The organism is Reinekea sp. (assembly GCF_046710285.1).
GTDB lineage: Bacteria > Pseudomonadota > Gammaproteobacteria > Pseudomonadales > Natronospirillaceae > Reinekea.
Genome location: NZ_JBKEGY010000001.1, coordinates 73,213 through 88,819 on the forward strand (window position 1 = coordinate 73,213; position 15,607 = coordinate 88,819).

Genomic DNA, 15,607 nt, shown 5'->3' on the forward strand with positions numbered 1-15,607 from the left:
ACGTTGCCAGCGTGGTGAAATTGGTAGACACACGGGATTCAAAATCCCGCGCCCTTAAAAGCGTGCCGGTTCGAGTCCGGCCGCTGGTACCATTGCTCTAAAAGCTGATCTGAAAAGATTGGCTTTTTTTGTGCCTGTCTCTCTTGAATTCAATCCACATTATCATTACGCCCCATACTTAAGCATCTATCCAGCCTCCATTCGAAAAAAATGGTCCTTAAGGCCACTGCTGTCCCATAGTTTAGAAGCGGCCCATTGATTGAAACATGGATGTTTCTATAAAGCCCCCTTGGACGGGTTTATGGCGACCGACATTTCAAGTGGTGAGCCGCTGAACCCCGCGTAAGGTCTGAGATATTTAAGGGACAGCAGTGTCTTAAGGCAATAACTGTCATCGTATATTTTTCACCCAAACCTTGCTCTCGCCACATTTCTAATTATACTGGCTGCCATACACTATGTGGTACACAGTATATGGCAACCAGTATAGAGTTTCAGGATGTGCTTGAAAAAATGCGCTTAGAGCTTAGGCGTGGGGTGATTGTAATAGCGGTATTGGGTCAGCTTCGTGAGGAACACTATGGTTATTCTTTGCGTAAAAGCCTTGAAGATAAAGGCTTACCCATGGATGAGGGCACTTTGTATCCTTTAATTCGTCGTTTGCAAAAACAAGGTCTGCTCGACAGTGAATGGCGGGTTGAAAGTAATCGCAAAAAGCGGTTCTACCAGCTCAACGTACTTGGCCTAGATGTTCTAACCGCATTGAGTGAGGAATGGCAAGCAATGAATGTCACTATTCACCGAATTCTAGATTGAAGACAGGAGAACAATCATGGATATGATTCGCGCGTATGCCGACAAAGTCGCTAGTTATTTGCCTGCAAAACTTAGACAAGAAACCGCAGATGAGTTGTTTGATTCGTTATCGGAACAATTCGAGGAGCTAGAGAGTAGTCCTGAAAGCCAAAAGGACCCTGTGGAATTTATTCAGCAGCTACCGCACCCTATTCGCATGGCGACACGCATTGGTCAAGATGAGCCTATGTACCTCATTGGTCCCGGTTTGTATTTAAGCTTTATAGAAACCATTAAAATTGCTGCGTTAGTGGTTGCAGTGATTCATGTCGGTTTATTTGCACTCGGCGTGTGGAGTTCAGATGAGCTATTTAAGCCGTTATTGCAAAGTGTTCTAGGTGCCCCTAGTACTTTCATGAAGGCATTGTTGCTTATTGGTTTTATATTTGTGATTTTAGAGCGTATGGGTGAGCGCGCGAGTTGGCTTGACAAGTGGAATGCTCGTACGCTGCTGCAACAAAACCAAAGCAGAAGAATTCCCAAACTTGAAGCGCTGATTGAACTTAACGTATCAGTAATTATGCTTTTGTGGATAACAGGTGCGATAGATCTTCCTAGTATGATTCGCCATGAGGGTGTTTGGTTAACTGATGTATCGTTGAATATTTCTGAACTGTTAGTTGGCGGAATCGTCTTACTACTGGTTCTTGATATACTTTTAGCTGCGACGAAACTGGTTCAAGGCTGGTGGCAAAACGGGTTAAGAATCGCCAATGTGACTTTAAACTTAGTTTGGATTGCAGTACTAGCCGCTACGCTAAAGTCCGAACAGTTATTGACGGTAGTTAGTAACCCAGAACAAGCTCCTTTAGATGACTTTATGCTTGGGGTGAATACCGGTGTAGAAATAGCGTTGATAATCGCCATCGTCATCATTGGTTGGGATGTCGTAACACACCTGTATCACCTATTCGCTAAGAGAGTAAATTAAAAGCGAATTGTCGCGCGCGAACGAAAAGTTAGGTAGTCGTTACAGCTATATTTTTTCTAAAAACAACGCTTGACCGAGTACTAAGCTTGCGCTCACTTTTTTTCTGCCTGACTTTAAGATCAATGCCAGCGTTTGTCTTGAAACAGCCATTTCTGTGGCTGCTTCAATTTGCTGCATTCCTTCTAAATCTACTAAGCGAATAGCTTCTAGCTCATCAGCCGCTAAGGTTTGCCGTTCAAGTAATTTTAGAGGCACTCCATTTGGTTTGAAGCATGTATAGGGTGCTGAACATTCGATCCGGCGTGCCATTTTTTTTCTAGGCATTAATCTTGACAACTGTGTGTTGAATTGCAGCTGCTATTTGTGCCATGACAGCATTGCTTACCTTGCTTTAGTTTCTTTTCGAATTTTGGAGAAGCATGGCCATCCCCAAGTGACAATTGCTTGGTGGCCGCCATTACGGTTGCATTAATTTCAATTGTACCTCTAGGTGCTTGTTCAACTGTAAATCCGGCCTGAAGAAACCGATCCAACATTCGTTGGCCAATAAACTGAACAACTATGCGATTAACATTCGCCTGTTTAAGCAATGTAGGCCAGGTGTGATTAACTGAGCAATCGTCTGACTTAGTTGGCAAGTTTAAAGTCGTTGATATAGCACCTTGCTCATCGACAAGTTTAAAACTGTTAGCGTGGTTAAAGTGCTTACAAAAGTGATCATTTAATGCGGGATAGGCAGTTTGCATTTCATTTCTCCTAGTCAGTGCAATCAACAAAAACTATACGCCTATAATTAGCATATGCCAATTATAATTGCATTGGTGGAATATAAATTAGCAGTGATTTTAACTGGAGGGAGCATCGCTTCCGATTAGTAATAATGGCATTGTCGGTATTAGCCGACACGCTAAGTTATTGATTTTGTTAGATAATTATTAATTCAAGGCTAAATTGTTGCTCATTGGCGACAACTCGGGCGCTATCTTCATGGTTTTACAATGGAAAAGCACTGTAAGTCTTTGATTTTTATAGATAAATAAATTCTGGCACGTGATTTGAAATAGCGATGTTGCGCTTAGCAATAAGCCAGCAAATTTATTAACCACCTAAAGAGAGAATCACCATGAAAAAATTATTATTAATCACTGCTTTCACTGCTCTATCTAGCCTAACTTTCGCAAATGACGAAGCTTTATCTAGCGAGTTGGAGTTCCGAGTCATTGATGTGAATCAAGATAGCCAAATCAGTATCGAAGAAGCTGTACTTTTCGAAACGCTTTCAGCGAGCTTCATTAGTGTAGATATAGATGGCAATGGCTATATCTCTGAAGCTGAGTTCAAGGTGTTAGACACAGATGCAAATGGTTTAGTATCGGCCGATGAGTTAAGTATGATAACTATGCACGATAAGTAAGTAAAAACCTCGGTATACTCTGGAATTATTCTAGGGTATGCCGTTATGTTAAGCATAGTTTTATTTGCTGTTTTCTGATACTAAATTTATGAAGCCCACTTTCCAATCATTGTCGCTTAGACATCTCATACTTCTTGGTTTTTTTGTCTCGTTTATTCCGTTGTGCCTACTATTGTGGAAGAGCAACACTATTCAAAGAAACGTAAGCCTTTCGTCAGTTCAATTTACCAAAATATCAATTAGTAATGTGCGCACAGCTGTCGAAATGGACAGCCTGCTTGTAGATATCGAGCGAGTCATTCGTCAATATTTAATCTTAAGTTCAGAGCCTCTCGCTGGGTTGGCACATGCTAATATTGAAAAATACAATCAATTAACGCGTTTAGTCTGCACTAGCGATGTTGAGCAGTCTGAATTTTGTGAACGCCAAAACCCCGATATTAATAAACTTGAATCGAGTTTTGTGTCTAGTCAACAGGGTGAACTAGATGCTCTTTTCTCAACCCTAAAAACACGCCAAGCTCAGATGATGAAACGCTTATGGCAATATTTAGACGTTTCAACTCAACAACAGCAAGAATACACCGAGCAGCAACAAAAATTAGTTAACAGATGGTTAACCGCTATTGCCTTTGCTACTTTCTTTCTTGTCGTTCTGATCAGTGGCCGTATGGCGGCGCCTGTTAAGCAATTGGAGGAAAAAATAAAAGCGATTGGTTCAGGAGAAAGGCAAGATGATAATCACTTGGACGCCTTTTCAGGACCGAATGAATTCAAAGCCATTTTTGAAAAGTTGATATGGCTTGAAACACGACTCGATCAGCTAGAAGCTTTACGGCAATCTTTTTTACGCCACGCATCGCATGAGTTCAAAACGCCATTATCAAGTATTCAGGAAGGTTGCTCCATTTTGAATGAAGAGCTAGCAGGGCCCTTAACCGCTCAGCAAAAGGAAGTATTAAGTTTGCTTGAAGGCAGTACCTATCGATTACGGAACTTAACCGAACAACTGCTAGAATATAATTATTTTTTACAACAGCAGGAGCCCGATCTAGTTGAATTAAACCCGCAAGAAATACTCTCTCAATTAAAAAGTAACCACGACTTATCTTTCAAAGCACGTCAACAGGAGCTTAATATTGAGTGCACTGCGTCACAATTCTCAACTGATCACAAACTATTTACACGAATTGTCGAAAATCTGTTAAGTAATGCTCAGGCATATGGTGATCAAGGTGGTAAGGTTCACATTCAGTTCAAACAAAACTTAACGTATTTTCAATTGCGTGTTGCAAACACCGGGCCGAAAGTATCTCAGCAGCACCTGTCGCATTTACTCGAACCTTTTTATCGTGCCGAACTGCCTCGTTACGATTCAATGCGAGGCAGTGGTTTAGGTTTGTCTATTGTAAATGATTGCGCCCGTTTACTGGGTGGGCATGTTGAATTGGGCAGTGATGAAGAGTTTGATTTTGTGGCATCGGTGACCTTGCCTATATATTGAACAATAGGGAACGTCGTGAAATTAATTTTTAGTTTACTTTTTATATGTGTAGCCCTAACAGGTTGCATTAGCCATCCCCAAATTGAGTCTAAGTTAATCGATGAAAGTACTTTGTGGAATGAAGAGGTTTCTAACGAAACAAAAGTCGAGCCATTAATGGTTGATAATACAGATTGCTTGGCTTATCCGCTTGATCTTACTGGCAATGCTTGTAATGTCTTAGCATGGCAAAGTTATATGGCAACGCTACTTTTTTTGAGTGAACTAGAGCGACAACAGCAGTTGTCTTTCCTGACAAATGATGAAATTGATACATTAAAGAAAGCGCTGCTACTCACTCATACCAATGAGGTACTGGCCGTTCGGAAGGACAATATTAATAAGTTAGAGCAGATGGTTTCAAATTACCCTTTTCCGTTAGATCAGTTATTACTCACGCACCTGGTGTTTCATAAAAATATATTAGACCAGTCTGAACAATTAAGCCTGACCATCCAGAGCCTAAATAACGTAAAAACAGAATTAACTGAGACGAAAGTAGAACTACAAAAAGCCCAGAAAAAAATTGATGCCATAACAAATATTGAGCAACAATTAAACTCAGAAGGCAATCTATCCGATGACACTAAAAAATGACTCTAGCTTAGAATACCCAATACAAACCTCCACTAGCACAACATCTAAAGGCGCTAAAATATTGCTTGTAGATGATGATCCTAGCCTACTTCGATTGTTGAGTATTCGTCTAGAAAGTGAAGGGTACATCGTTAGCGTGGCAGAAAGTGTAGAGGTTGCAATTAAACAATTAGCCGACTCTACCTTTTCAGTTGTATTGAGTGACTTAAGAATGCCTGGCCAAGATGGCCTGTACTTGCTCGATTTCATTTCAAGTCGGTTGCCATCGTTGCCCGTTATATTGATGACAGCCCATGGCTCTATTACAGAGGCTGTAGATGCTACAGAAAAAGGCGCATTGGGTTTTATCACTAAACCCATAGATCATCAAAAATTACGTGCAGCGTTAAATAATGCTATCTCCCAAACATCGATGCACTCCAATGAACTTTGGCACAAAGATATTATTTATCGAAGCACCGTGATGCAACGATTGATGGAGCAAACAGCTATGGTTGCGCCACGGGATGTCAGCATACTCATTTCGGGCGCGAGTGGCACCGGCAAGGAGTTATTAGCAAACGCTATCCATAAGGCCAGCAGTCGGGCGAGTAAACCCTTCGTCGCTATAAACTGCGGAGCTTTGCCAGAACATTTATTAGAGTCTGAGCTATTCGGTCATAAAAAGGGAGCATTTTCTGGAGCCGTTAGCGAGCATCAAGGTTTGTTTAGAGCCGCACAAGGAGGTACGTTATTTTTAGATGAAATTGGCGATATGCCATTGTCATTGCAGGTTAAACTTTTGAGAGTATTGCAAGAAAAGGCAATACGTCCAGTGGGTAGCGTTGAAACAATTCCTATAGATGTTAGAGTAGTATCGGCAACGCATCGTGATTTACCTGAGGCGATGAAAGACGAAACATTCCGAGAAGATTTGTACTATCGGATTTGTGTTGTTAATTTGCGCCTACCGAGTTTAAGCGAGCGTCCAGAAGATATCCCAGTACTAGTCAGGCATCTACTCTCACAAAGTGCATCAAAGCATAACGTCAATGCAACACGTTTTTCAGATGATGCGCTTTTGAAGCTGTGCCAAGCACAGTGGCAAGGTAATATACGACAACTGGTAAATGTGGTTGAGCAGTGTGTTGCATTAACGCAATCTCCCGTGATTAGTTCCACACTTGTCAATCAAGCAATGCTGCAAAATACGGATTATTGGCCAAGTCTAACAGAGGCTAAAGATGAATTTGAACGGCATTATGTGAGTCGCGTGTTAAAAATGACTGACGGTGTTGTATCGAAAGCAGCAGAAGTCTCAGGCAGAAACAGAACCGATTTCTACAAGTTACTTAAAAAACATAATCTTAAAGCACAAGATTTCAAGCTGGAGCAATGACTTTCTAATTAGTCCATTTAACGATGATATTTTAGGTGGTTACAGAAAAGTTAGACTAATTTCTGTTGGGATGCTGTCGAGCTGCTAAACTAAAAAGTAGCAAGTTAAGTCGACGAGGGTATTGATGAAAGCACCAGCATTTCCGGATAACGAACAACAACGCTTAGCCGTGCTCTATAATTTGGCTTTATTAGATACACCAGCCGATGCGAATTTTGACCGAATTACCCGATTAACCCGAGCGGCCCTAAATGTTAAAACCGTATTGGTGAGTTTAGTCGATGCGAATCGGCAATGGTTTAAATCAAGGCAAGGGCTGGACGCCACACAAACACCGCGCGCGGTGTCTTTTTGTGGGCATGCAATCTTGGGTGAAAACCTGTTTGAAATTTCCGATGCATTAAAAGATTCTCGTTTCGCAGACAACCCTCTGGTGACAGGCGATGCCCAGGTTCGGTTTTATGCGGGTATTCCACTGCGTTCTCGTCATGGCTTTGCAATGGGGACCCTTTGCTTGATTGATAAAGTTCCAAGGGTGCTGACGCCATTAGAGCGCGAGATGTTTGCAGATTATGCTGCCTTAGCTGAATTAGAGTTGCAGCGCCACGAACAGACTGATCAAACATTGCAAAACCGAGAGCAACTGCTGAGAACGATCATTGATAATATTCCGATGAACATTTACGTCAAAGATAGAGAGGCGCGTAAAGTGCTCGCCAACCGCGCAGAACTGGATCATCTAGGCTTGGCCAATGAAGCCGATGTACTTGGTAAGCACGACCGCGACCTCTACCCCAGTAATTTAATAGATCAGTCTGAACGCGAAGATAGAGCTGTATTAGACCGCGGTGAAAGCATTTTATTACTTGAAAATAAAGGTGCGAATAAAGATGGAGATTCAGCCTGGTTTCGGGTGTCAAAATTGCCGCTTCGTAACCAGTATGATGACGTAATTGGGCTGGTAGGTTTGAGTTTAGATGTCACTGAAGATCGTCATATTAAATCAAAACTGCGTGATCAACTGAAGTTTTTGGCGGAACTGAATGAAATAGCCGCCGATGCAAAAAGCAGTCTAGATGATCGACTAAGTCGAGTTCTAGCTTTAGGCTGTGAACATCTCAGCCTAGATGTAGGCATTATTAGTAAAGTAGAGAAGAGTAATTACCGGGTGCAGTGGTGCCAGGTACCAGATACGCAATCGTTAAGCCCAGGCGATGAGTTTCCTTTAGGAAGCACCTATTGCAGCTTGGTCATGGAAAATGAAGGTGAAATGGTTATCAACTCAGTTGCAGGTAGCGTGCTGGAGGAGCACCCCTGTTATATACTGTTTAACCTTGAAACCTATGTTGGCATTCGTTTAGTGGTTGAATCGAAAGTCTATGGAACATTGAATTTCTCTGCCTTGCAGGGCCGTAAAGAACCCTTGAGTGAAACAGATTTAGCGTTTGTTCGCCTGTTAGGGCGGTGGGTAGAGTCGGCGCTAGTCCGGGACCAAAATAGGCGCCTCTTGCAACAGCGAGAATCCAGATTGCGAGGTTTATTTGAACTATCGCCTTTAGGCGTCTCTTTATCAGATGTCGATACGGGTGAGTTACTGGCGGTAAATGACGCATTGACTCACCAAAGTGGCTATAGCCGAGATGCATTGCTTAACCTGCGCAAAGAAGATTTATTGCTCAACCAACAAGATATAATTGGCCAATTAGAATCAACCACAGATCAAGACCAGTTTGGCCCGATTGAATGCGATATTAGCGGTTACAATGGCCAGCACTACCCAGTAAGGGTACGTGGTTTGAAAATGTTAGATGTCGATAGCCGGCATTTACTTTGGACCATTTATGAAGATATCAGTGATCAGCGACGAATAGAGCAATTAAAAGATGAATTAGTTTCTACAGTGAGTCATGAGTTGCGCACACCACTGACATCAATTTCTGGTTCATTAAAATTATTGGCGGCTGGGCACCTTGGCGGACTAACGGAGCCGGCTAGTAATATGGTTGGTATTGCCCTTAAAAATACCGAAAGACTCATTTTGTTAGTGAATGATCTTCTTGATTTAGATAAATTGGTCGCAGGACGGATCAGTTTTGATATGAAAAAGATTCCTCTTTCGCAGCTCCTAAAAACAACAATGGACAATATTGTCGGCTATTCAAATTTACACCATGTCGCTGTTGTCGTTGGCAGTGTTGCAGATGTAGCGGTCGAAGTTGACGCCAATAGGTTTGAGCAGGTTATGGCAAATTTACTCTCTAACGCCATAAAATACTCCCCTAAAGATGGGCAGGTGACAATCAACACTCATGTAAGTCATTGCCAGGTCACGATCTCGGTCAGCGATAATGGACCAGGAGTTCCTGATGATTTTAAAGATCGAATATTCCAGCGATTTAGCCAAGCCGACAGTCGAACAAGTCGCGAAAAGGGTGGCACAGGGTTGGGTCTTGTAATTAGTCAAAACATTATGGTCTCTATGGGCGGGAACATTAGTTTTGAATCTCAACCCGGGTTAACAGAATTTAGAGTAGCCGTGCAGTGTTTTCAAAATGAGGTATCCTAATGGTGATAGCGGTACTCAAAATTAAAATAATACGGAATTGAAGCAACCGATGCCTATTCATTATGTCATACATGTAGAAGACGATCCCGACATTCGCGCTATTGCTGCGTTAGCATTGGTAAACGTGGGTGGTTTAGAAATTACCCAATGTGCCTCAGGTATGGAATGTCTGGAAGCCGTGGAGGCACGTTTACCGGATCTCGTTTTACTGGATGTCATGATGCCCGATCTTGACGGGCCAGAGACGTTACGTCGCTTACGCTTAATACCGGGTATGGCCAATGTACCGGCCGTGTTTATGACGGCAAAATCGCAGCCCAGTGAGATAACGGCGTATCAAGCACTCGGGGCTATAGGAGTAATTCCCAAGCCTTTTGATCCTCTTACGTTGGCTGATCAAGTGCGTCAGCTTTGGCGCCAGGCGCAAGATTAAAGGTAAGAATCTTATTTAGGCTCGGCCAATGATTGCCTAAGACTGGCCCTGTTCAATGACTAGATCGATAGCGGCTAATAATGCGGTGAAATTGGCTTGCACCATGGCTTTATTTTGGCTTTGCGCATCTAATGCGGCTTCTAACAGTGCGGCTTGTGCGCTGATCTGGCTAAAGCCAAATGTTCCACTGCTGCCTTTAAGTGAATGCGTTAAATTCAATATTTGTTGCCGATCTGATTCGATGCCTTGCTCGACCCAATTCTGCCAAAGTTTGCGAAGGTGCTCTGAGTCATCGATTAAACGAACTTGGAATTGCCGGCGCAGTGTGGCTATTTTTGCCATCACATCGTTTGAAACCATGGATACCTCTTCTTAAAAAAACAAGTAACCAACCTTAATTATTGGCTAATGTTATGCATTTTGAACAGAGTCGCATATTATGAGCTAAAGTTAATAATAGACTATTTTCACGTTTAGCATCGAGGCAAGAAGCAGTAATAATGAATATTCTGATCGTAGAAGATGACTCTCTCGTGCGCGAACTGCTCATAGCGATAGTCAGTAGCCTGAGTCAAACAGTGACGGTGAAAGAAGCCGAAAGCGTAGATGTTGCTTGGTCGATCTGGCAAAAATCAGAAATTGGTTTGGTGCTGTGTGATTGGAATTTACAAGGCTCAGGTTCGGGTCTTGAGCTTGCGCGGCGTATTCGCAGTGAAGATTCAGATGTGCCCATTTTCATGGTGACAGGTCGTGGCGATCGAAATTCTGTCCTAGCGAGTCATCGAGCTGGGCTTAATGGATACATAGTTAAGCCATTTACTCCGGAAGATGTGCTTACCCGGTTGACACCGTTTTTTAAGCGAAAAGTTTCTTTAAAAATACCTGATACAGCCCCTGATTGGGATCATTGGTTGGAAGGGCGCGTAAAGCACCTTGATCACCTAGTTTTGCTACCAGATGCGCAAAACGTCATGTCAATGCAATGGAAAGACGAGCTACCGACGGCTAAAACACTCGCAAAGGCTTGGAAAGATGATGTAACGATTACGACTCGATTGCTCAGTGTTGCGAACAGTAATCAGATGCAACGATATGGACGCTCAGTTTCAACATTGGTTGAGGCAATCACGATAATGGGTGTCTCTATGGCAATCGCGCAAACCGCTGCCATATTACTGAACCAAGGCAGTGCCGCGCGTCTACCGGTTATTCAAAAACAAATAGAACATTATGCTAGACAAGGCCAGCGCGTGGCCGAAGAAGCGCGTAAAATAGCGATCAAGTTGAAATTAGATCCTGCACCTTATTACACAGCGGGCCTGTTGCATCGGCTGGGTGAATTTGCGTTGCTTGAGATTATTCAAGAGTGCCCAGCACCAGATGAATCACTTAATGAAGGCCTTCTGGACGAGCTGCTGCAACAATACAGTTCGCGCTTTGGTAATGCGGTAAAAATTAGTTGGCATCTGCCTCTACAAATGCGTGAGTTTATCGGTGCTGTTTTTGTAGCACCTTTAGATACCGCGCGTCGCGATTTATTAATTATGCATCTAGCGGGTCTATTAGCTCAAGAACAGCCCGACCATGAGCAGTTAATGAAGTTTAAACGTTTTCTTGGGCTTGATTCTAATTAAGAGATAAAAAAAGGTGCTATCACTTAAGATAGCACCCACCTCTAAATAAACTGACGGTTATTAATCTTTTACAGCGTCAGAGCCACCACAACTGCCACAGCAAACATCTACACCGTGTTCTGGTTTGCGGCCTTCAGCGCCGTTACTCCATAAAGGTACAGCTGGTTGCTCAGTGCCTTCTGATTTATCGAGCCACAAGCCTTTAACGACCTGCCAGCTGACAGCTAACGCGCCAACAATAAAGACAACGTCGCCAAAGGTACGAATCCAACGTAATGTTTGCAGTAAATCAGTCTGCATGAAGCTTTCGCTGCGGGCATACCACAAGCCTTCTGATGCACTGGCAACCAATTGAATAATACCAACGGGCAACAAGCTGGTGAACAACATTAATGCTAAGCCACCGTTGAGCCACCAGAATGCGGTTTTCATCAGTGGTTCGCTGAAGGTCATGTTAGGGCGAATGTATCTTAAAACTAAGATGACAAAGCCAAGACCTAAGAAGCCGTACACACCAAACAGCGCTGCGTGCGCATGCGTTGCCGTAGTGTTTAAACCTTGCAAGTAATACAACGAGATTGGTGGGTTGATCATGAATCCCATGACCCCAGCACCGACCATATTCCAAAACGCGACCGCAACGAAGAACAGCAATGGCCATTTTACTTTTTGCATCCAAGGCGCGCTGCGTTGTAAACGATAATGCTCCCAGCCTTCATGGCCTAATACAATCAAGGGAACAACTTCAAGTGCACTGAATACCGCGCCTACTGCCATAACGGGCGTTGTGGTGCCTGAAAAATACATGTGATGGAAAGTACCAGGGATGCCACCGAGCATAAATAAAGAGGCCGAACCTAAGCTGGCAATGGTTGCCAAGCGTTTTGAAACAATACCCATGCTCACGAAAATAAACGCCAGTGCGGCAGTGGCAAATACTTCGAAGAAGCCTTCAACCCAAAGATGAACGATCCACCAACGCCAGTATTCCATCACAGAGATGTGCGTACGTGCGCCGTAGAAAAAGCCAGCGCCATAGAATAAACCAATGGCCACTACGGAAGCGGTCAGTAATACCAATAAGTGCTTGTCACCCGGCTGTTGTAAAGCAGGCACAATTCCGCGCAACATTAAGACTAACCACAATACGATGCCGGTAAATTTACCAATTTGCCAGAGTCGACCTAAGTCAACGTATTCGTAACCTTGATGGCCTAACCAAAAACTTAAGTTTTGCGGCATCATGTGAGAAATAGCTAAGAAGTTTCCGATAAATGAACCCGCGACGACGGCAACCAATGCCCAAAATAAAATGTCGACACCTAGCTTCTGAAATTTTGGGTCTTTACCACCATTAATAATCGGTGCTAAGAATAAACCGGCGGCAAGGAAAGCTGTTGCAATCCAAAACAATGCAGATTGAATGTGCCAAGTACGGGTTAAGCTATACGGAAACCATTTGGCTAAATCAATGCCGTAGAAACCATCACCTTCAACTGTGTAGTGTGCGGTTAAGCCTCCCATCATGACTTGAAAAGAGAACAGCGCGACAACAATAAATAAATATTTGCCCAGTGCCTTTTGTGATGGCGTTAATTGAAAACTGGTTAACGGATCGTTTTCAGGAACGACAAGTTCTTCGTCATCGGCATCACGGAAGAAAGCCCAGAACCAAATTAACAAGCCAACACCGGCGACTAAAAGAATAATACTGATAATAGACCAAACGATATTTTCCATGGTTGGAACATTGTCTATGAGAGGCTCATGTGGCCAGTTATTGGTATAGGTAGCCGACTCAGTCGTGCGCTCAGTGCCAGCAGCCCATGCTGTCCAGAAGAAGAACTCGGTCATGCGTTGACGATGCTCAGGATCAGGAAGGGTGTTTTCTTTCATCGCAAAGTTAGCGCGTGTTTCGGTTAGTGCGGGGTCGTCACCAAACAATCGGTGATAATAATCGGCTGTTTTTTCAATCGCGGCTAATCGTCGCTCTGATAACACTAAGGTGTCCGACTCGGTGTCGTAGGTGTTGGTTCGATAAGCTTTTTTCAGTTTAAACTGTAATGAAGCTTGTTGTTCTTCATTGAGATTTTCGTAAGGGGTTTGGAAAGTCTCGATCGCTGCAATATCTAACCAGTTCACCAATTCACGGTGCAACCAGTCGGCTGTCCAATCGGGTGCTTGATAAGCGCCGTGACCCCAAATAGAGCCAAGTTGCATTCCACCGGTGGTTTGCCAGGCAATTTGGCCATCGAGAATACTCTCACTGGTCATCAACACATCGCCAGATTCATTGACAACGGTCGCGGGTATAGGGGGGGCTTCTCGGTAAATTTCTTTACCGAAATACCCGAGAATGCCAAATGTTATGGCGAATATGGCAATTAATGTCCACCATAATCGATAGTATTTTTTCATTGTAGTCTCCATGGTCACTGGTTATGCAGTCGTGTTGTTGTTCGGGGTGTTCATTCGCTGTAAATCTTTAAGATGCAGTGGAAATGCATCTTTTGCGGCAGTGTACATTTCGATTTATAAGATGTAAACTAAATGCATCTTATAAATCGAAATTAGTTTTCTTATGAATATCACTCGTTTTACTGACTATTCGCTGCGGGTACTGATTTATCTAGCAGTGAATGAAAATAGGCCTTGTACCATCAATGACATTGCCCTGAGTTACGGTATTTCCAAAAACCACCTGATGAAGGTAGTGCAGGGACTTAGTCAAAAGGATTTTGTTCTAGCTACGCGAGGTAAAAATGGGGGTATTCGTTTAAATAGGCCGCCCGAGCAGATAAACATTGGCAAATTGGTGCGTAGTATGGAAGACGGTAGCAAAATGGTTGAATGCTTTGGTGCTAACAACCAATGTGTTATTACGCCCAGCTGCCAAATGAAAAATATCTTTGTAGAAGCGCAAGATAGTTTTTATTCCACGTTAGAAAAATATACTTTGGCTGATTTGATTGGCGAAAAACATCGATCGGGTTTGGTGAACCTTTTATCAATAGAACACGCAAGTTAACGAAAAGTGAGCGAAAAATGCAGAAACCGATAAACCCCGCAAATAATTTACCTAAACGCTCGTTTGTCTCCGTATGGCTAGCATTGGCGTTTAGGCCCTTCTTTTTATTAGCGCCATTAGTAAGCCTAGTCACCCTAATAGTATGGTCTCTGGTGCTAAGCGGACATTTAACCTTGAATATTTACGGTGGTGCTCTGTGGTGGCACATGCACGAAATGTTGTTTGGTTTTAGCTCAGCAATCATTGCCGGTTTTTTACTAACCGCCGTAAAGAACTGGACCGGATTACCTGGCTTTGGTGGTTGGAAACTGGGTGGGTTGGTATTGTTGTGGGTGCTCGCGCGCTTAAGCTTTCCATTTAACGGCTACTTACCCAATGCGTTAATCATTACACTTGATATGAGTTTTTTACCCATCACGGCGGTAGTGCTCGCGCTGCCTATTATTAAAGCCAAACGCTGGCGCAACTTGGTTTTCTTGCCTATCTTAACGGTGATGACACTGGCAAATGCCCTGATGCATTACGCTGCGCTTAATAATGCCTATTTGCTATCTCAGCAAGCAAGCTATCTAATGGTGATGGCCGTTATTTTGCTTATTAGTTTGATGGCGGGGCGAATTTTCCCCATGTTCACCGCTAACGGAACGCAAACTCAAAGAGTCGATGGTCTGCCTTGGTTAGAAAAGTCGACCATTTTATTTACTATCTTCTCAGCGTTCGTGGTTAGTTTTCCGGCGGTGCTACCCGTTCTAATCAATACCTTGATCTTGGCGATTGCTACTTTATTGCACAGCTATCGTGCAATGCGCTGGCGCCCTCAGGTGACCATCCGCTTTCCGCTGGTTTGGTCATTGCACTTAAGTTATTGGTGTATTCCAGTGGGTCTGGGTTTATTTGCATTGCAGCCTTGGTTAAATGTTATTAGCCGCCCGCAAGCGCTACACAGTTTAACCGTGGGTGGTATTGGCTTAATGATTTTGGCAATGATCTCACGGGTTTCGTTAGGACATACAGGGCGCATGTTGGCGGTGAGTAATTGGATGGTGGGCGCATTTATTGCCGTGTTCATGGCCTTTATTGTGCGTATTCTGGGTGTTTATTTTTGGGCGAATTATGCCCAAGTCATGGCCGTTTCAATCATATTTTGGTCAATTGGTTACGGCCTATTTTTTATGCATTTCTGGCCAATTTTGACTAAACCAAGATTCGATGGTCAGCCGGGTTAATA

The 15,607-nt window shown here is 43.3% G+C and carries 15 protein-coding genes and 1 tRNA gene; 12 read left to right on the forward strand and 4 right to left on the reverse strand.

What is annotated here, in order from left to right; genetic code table 11:
* The first annotated feature begins 5 nt into the window (after positions 1–5).
* From ACI882_RS00355 to ACI882_RS00365, 3 genes are all read left to right on the forward strand, one after another.
* A tRNA-Leu gene (locus ACI882_RS00355) sits at positions 6–92 on the forward strand.
* Between the two features lie 382 nt (positions 93–474).
* A complete protein-coding gene (locus ACI882_RS00360; protein ID WP_411743595.1) occupies positions 475–816 on the forward strand; it encodes a PadR family transcriptional regulator in 342 nt (113 codons plus the stop codon).
* A gap of 16 nt (positions 817–832) precedes the next feature.
* Complete coding sequence (locus ACI882_RS00365; RefSeq protein ID WP_411743596.1) at positions 833–1,786, forward strand: hypothetical protein; 954 nt, start codon at positions 833–835, stop codon at positions 1,784–1,786.
* 45 nt (positions 1,787–1,831) lie between these two features.
* Here the strand turns inward: ACI882_RS00365 and ACI882_RS00370 are convergent, their stop codons facing one another.
* Together ACI882_RS00370 and ACI882_RS00375 are read right to left on the reverse strand one after the other, a co-directional pair.
* Positions 1,832–2,095, reverse strand: a complete 264-nt coding sequence (locus ACI882_RS00370; protein ID WP_411743597.1) for a DUF134 domain-containing protein — start codon at positions 2,093–2,095, stop codon at positions 1,832–1,834.
* 14 nt (positions 2,096–2,109) lie between these two features.
* A complete protein-coding gene (locus ACI882_RS00375; protein WP_411743598.1) occupies positions 2,110–2,532 on the reverse strand; it encodes a NifB/NifX family molybdenum-iron cluster-binding protein in 423 nt (140 codons plus the stop codon).
* A 377-nt stretch (positions 2,533–2,909) separates the two neighbouring features.
* Here ACI882_RS00375 and ACI882_RS00380 point away from each other — a divergent pair, with 377 nt between their 5' ends.
* From ACI882_RS00380 to ACI882_RS00405, 6 genes are all read left to right on the forward strand, one after another.
* Positions 2,910–3,200: a hypothetical protein gene (locus tag ACI882_RS00380; RefSeq protein ID WP_411743599.1), complete on the forward strand. Its 291-nt coding sequence runs from the start codon at positions 2,910–2,912 to the stop codon at positions 3,198–3,200.
* Between the two features lie 265 nt (positions 3,201–3,465).
* Positions 3,466–4,704 (forward strand): sensor histidine kinase, encoded by a 1,239-nt coding sequence (locus ACI882_RS00385; RefSeq protein WP_411743600.1) that lies wholly within the window; start codon positions 3,466–3,468, stop codon positions 4,702–4,704.
* 15 nt (positions 4,705–4,719) lie between these two features.
* Positions 4,720–5,340, forward strand: coding sequence for a hypothetical protein (locus tag ACI882_RS00390; protein WP_411743601.1), 621 nt, complete (start codon positions 4,720–4,722; stop codon positions 5,338–5,340).
* Positions 5,324–6,718 carry a sigma 54-interacting transcriptional regulator gene (locus tag ACI882_RS00395; protein ID WP_411743602.1) on the forward strand — a complete coding sequence of 465 codons (1,395 nt, stop codon included), beginning with the start codon at positions 5,324–5,326 and terminating at the stop codon, positions 6,716–6,718. The genes ACI882_RS00390 and ACI882_RS00395 overlap by 17 nt, the downstream gene beginning before the upstream one ends.
* A 124-nt stretch (positions 6,719–6,842) precedes the next feature.
* Positions 6,843–9,284 (forward strand): ATP-binding protein, encoded by a 2,442-nt coding sequence (locus ACI882_RS00400; protein ID WP_411743603.1) that lies wholly within the window; start codon positions 6,843–6,845, stop codon positions 9,282–9,284.
* A 49-nt stretch (positions 9,285–9,333) separates the two neighbouring features.
* On the forward strand, positions 9,334–9,717 hold the full coding sequence (locus ACI882_RS00405; RefSeq protein ID WP_411743604.1) for a response regulator: 384 nt from the start codon (positions 9,334–9,336) through the stop codon (positions 9,715–9,717).
* Positions 9,718–9,753: 36 nt separating this feature from the next.
* Here ACI882_RS00405 and ACI882_RS00410 read toward each other — a convergent pair whose 3' ends face one another.
* Entirely contained in the window at positions 9,754–10,077 is a 324-nt protein-coding gene (locus ACI882_RS00410) for an Hpt domain-containing protein (RefSeq protein WP_411743605.1), read from the reverse strand.
* Positions 10,078–10,217: 140 nt separating this feature from the next.
* On the opposite strand from ACI882_RS00410, the gene ACI882_RS00415 reads away from it, so the two are divergent.
* Positions 10,218–11,351, forward strand: coding sequence for a response regulator (locus ACI882_RS00415; RefSeq protein ID WP_411743606.1), 1,134 nt, complete (start codon positions 10,218–10,220; stop codon positions 11,349–11,351).
* A gap of 60 nt (positions 11,352–11,411) precedes the next feature.
* Here the strand turns inward: ACI882_RS00415 and ACI882_RS00420 are convergent, their stop codons facing one another.
* Positions 11,412–13,769, reverse strand: coding sequence for a nitric-oxide reductase large subunit (locus ACI882_RS00420; RefSeq protein WP_411743607.1), 2,358 nt, complete (start codon positions 13,767–13,769; stop codon positions 11,412–11,414).
* A gap of 163 nt (positions 13,770–13,932) precedes the next feature.
* On the opposite strand from ACI882_RS00420, the gene ACI882_RS00425 reads away from it, so the two are divergent.
* Together ACI882_RS00425 and ACI882_RS00430 are read left to right on the forward strand one after the other, a co-directional pair.
* A complete protein-coding gene (locus tag ACI882_RS00425) occupies positions 13,933–14,379 on the forward strand; it encodes an RrF2 family transcriptional regulator (protein ID WP_411743608.1) in 447 nt (148 codons plus the stop codon).
* Between the two features lie 17 nt (positions 14,380–14,396).
* Positions 14,397–15,605, forward strand: a complete 1,209-nt coding sequence (locus ACI882_RS00430; protein ID WP_411743609.1) for an NnrS family protein — start codon at positions 14,397–14,399, stop codon at positions 15,603–15,605.
* Positions 15,606–15,607: the final 2 nt, after the last annotated feature.

Excerpts from the sequence above, each read along its gene's own strand:
- ACI882_RS00360 (WP_411743595.1), top strand. The coding sequence starts at position 475 with ATGGCAACCAGTATAGAGTTTCAGGATGTGCTTGAAAAAATGCGCTTA.
- ACI882_RS00365 (WP_411743596.1), top strand. The coding sequence starts at position 833 with ATGGATATGATTCGCGCGTATGCCGACAAAGTCGCTAGTTATTTGCCT.
- ACI882_RS00370 (WP_411743597.1), bottom strand. The coding sequence starts at position 2,095 with ATGGCACGCCGGATCGAATGTTCAGCACCCTATACATGCTTCAAACCA.
- ACI882_RS00375 (WP_411743598.1), bottom strand. The coding sequence starts at position 2,532 with ATGCAAACTGCCTATCCCGCATTAAATGATCACTTTTGTAAGCACTTT.
- ACI882_RS00380 (WP_411743599.1), top strand. The coding sequence starts at position 2,910 with ATGAAAAAATTATTATTAATCACTGCTTTCACTGCTCTATCTAGCCTA.
- ACI882_RS00385 (WP_411743600.1), top strand. The coding sequence starts at position 3,466 with ATGGACAGCCTGCTTGTAGATATCGAGCGAGTCATTCGTCAATATTTA.
- ACI882_RS00395 (WP_411743602.1), top strand. The coding sequence starts at position 5,324 with ATGACACTAAAAAATGACTCTAGCTTAGAATACCCAATACAAACCTCC.
- ACI882_RS00400 (WP_411743603.1), top strand. The coding sequence starts at position 6,843 with ATGAAAGCACCAGCATTTCCGGATAACGAACAACAACGCTTAGCCGTG.
- ACI882_RS00405 (WP_411743604.1), top strand. The coding sequence starts at position 9,334 with ATGCCTATTCATTATGTCATACATGTAGAAGACGATCCCGACATTCGC.
- ACI882_RS00410 (WP_411743605.1), bottom strand. The coding sequence starts at position 10,077 with ATGGTTTCAAACGATGTGATGGCAAAAATAGCCACACTGCGCCGGCAA.
- ACI882_RS00415 (WP_411743606.1), top strand. The coding sequence starts at position 10,218 with ATGAATATTCTGATCGTAGAAGATGACTCTCTCGTGCGCGAACTGCTC.
- ACI882_RS00420 (WP_411743607.1), bottom strand. The coding sequence starts at position 13,769 with ATGAAAAAATACTATCGATTATGGTGGACATTAATTGCCATATTCGCC.
- ACI882_RS00425 (WP_411743608.1), top strand. The coding sequence starts at position 13,933 with ATGAATATCACTCGTTTTACTGACTATTCGCTGCGGGTACTGATTTAT.
- ACI882_RS00430 (WP_411743609.1), top strand. The coding sequence starts at position 14,397 with ATGCAGAAACCGATAAACCCCGCAAATAATTTACCTAAACGCTCGTTT.